Below are 1,939 nucleotides of genomic sequence, written 5' to 3'. Positions count from 1 at the left end.
TACTCACTCGCTGTCCCTCCACCTATCTCTTTCTTTTTTTTTTTTAATGATACGGCGACCACCGAGATCTACACTCTTTCCCTACACGACGCTCTTCCGATCTCCATGAATACCCAATAATGGAAATAGGGTGCTGGAAAAATTAAGTTCCGCAATGCATGGTTTTTAGCTTGCCAAAAACACAAAAACACCCTAAAATAAGATTGATTGCTAATCAATAACATCATCCTTATATAGTGTCACCTGACACAATAGTATTATACGATAGAATTATTATAGAAAGATTATCCGAGTAATTTTCTTAAAATGCGCTTGTTTGAAGTTGACTTTGGATTTTGTTAGGATAATTGTTTTACTCGGATAATTCAGATTCCACGTCACCATGGACACCCTTGTCTTAAGCTATGCACTTGGCACTATTACCCCGTGATAGGGACTTGCACCCTTTAGAGTGCGCCCATGCTGGGCGCACTACAAAAGCACTTACTCTGAAATAGAGTAAGTGCTTATATATAATCTTTTCGATCTGTAAAGTTGCTTAAAATGTGTTAAATTGAAGCTAAACTAGACTTAAAAAACTCTTGATGACAATGTTTTTTATAAACCAAAGATTTTACCATTAATCAACAACCGCTAGTTTATTATTTCTTAATTACTACAGTTAAATATAACTTTTATTTCTGTAATGTGCCATTCAGTTCAGCAGTTTTAGCAGAAATTAAATCCATTAACTCAGGTGATAGGACATCATAGGTAGGTAATCCAAGATTATTTAAATCTTTTCGGATATCAGCCATTTTTGAAACCGGTGTACCTGTTTCGATTACAGATGAAACAAATGCTGCAAATTGTGGTGCAGACCACCCTTTATCCTCTGATAATTCTGTATGAACAAAGTCTAAACCATAAAACGCATGATCTTTGTTTTCTATACGACCAAATAAATGTACTTTACATTCTTTACAAAAATGTCTTTGAATTGTAGCTGTTTCATCAACTATTTCTACCTTATCAGCATTACTAATGACATTAACTTTGTCACGAGATACTACAGCTACTAAAGAAAATTCAGCGCCTTCTGGTTTCCAACACTTAGAACAACCACATGCATGGTTGTGCACTGTTTGTGAATCTACCTTGACCTCTACTTTATTTGATTTACAAAGACACTTTAATGTCCCTCCTACAAATCCTTTTACTTCTGGATAATCATTAATACCGTTATCTAATCTTGGATGTAATTTAGTGGTAATCATATGTTTTCCTCCTTGAATATATTTATTTTTTTTATTTTTTCTAATTCCTTAACATGAAACTGTAAGTGTTGTTCTATAAATGTCACGATCGTAAAATAACTATGATCATATCCTTTTTCTAACCGGTATATGACATCTTTATTTTTAATACGTTAAAATAGTACGGATTGACTCACCTTTATGAAGCAAATCAAATGCCTCATTGATATCCATAAAGTCTAAATGATGTGTAATAAACGAATCTAAATCAATTTTACCATTCATATAATCTTCAATCATTCCTGGCAGTTCAGTTCTTCCTTTAACTCCACCAAAGGCTGATCCACGCCATACTCGACCAGTTACCAATTGGAATGGACGCGTATGAATCTCTTTACCTGCGCCTGCTACACCGATAATAATACTTTCGCCCCAACCTTTATGACAACTTTCAAGAGCAGACCTCATTACTTCAACATTACCAATACACTCGAAGCTATAATCTACTCCTCCATCCGTCATTTCAACCAAGACTTCTTGGATTGGTTTATCAAACTTGGAAGGATTTACAACATCAGTTGCTCCCATTTTTTTAGCCAATTCAAACTTATCTTCATTTAAGTCTACAGCGATAATTCGGCCTGCTTTTGCTTGAGCCAATCCTTGAATAGCAGCTAATCCAATAGCTCCTAAACCAAATACGG

General features: G+C 34.9%; 2 protein-coding genes. Both read right to left on the bottom strand.

All coding sequences use genetic code 11. The annotated features are described in order from the left end of the window. Positions 1-674: 674 nt before the first annotated feature. Positions 675-1,256 (bottom strand): S-(hydroxymethyl)glutathione synthase, encoded by a 582-nt coding sequence (gene gfa / locus Ctaglu_RS24560; RefSeq protein WP_125006687.1) that lies wholly within the window; start codon positions 1,254-1,256, stop codon positions 675-677. A gap of 144 nt (positions 1,257-1,400) precedes the next feature. Next, on the bottom strand, positions 1,401-1,939 hold a 539-nt coding region (locus Ctaglu_RS24555; protein WP_148097611.1), incomplete at its 5' end, for a zinc-binding dehydrogenase.

The organism is Clostridium tagluense (assembly GCF_003865095.1).
GTDB lineage: Bacteria > Bacillota > Clostridia > Clostridiales > Clostridiaceae > Clostridium_AD > Clostridium_AD tagluense.
This window is presented reverse-complemented; position numbering and strand designations above follow the sequence as displayed.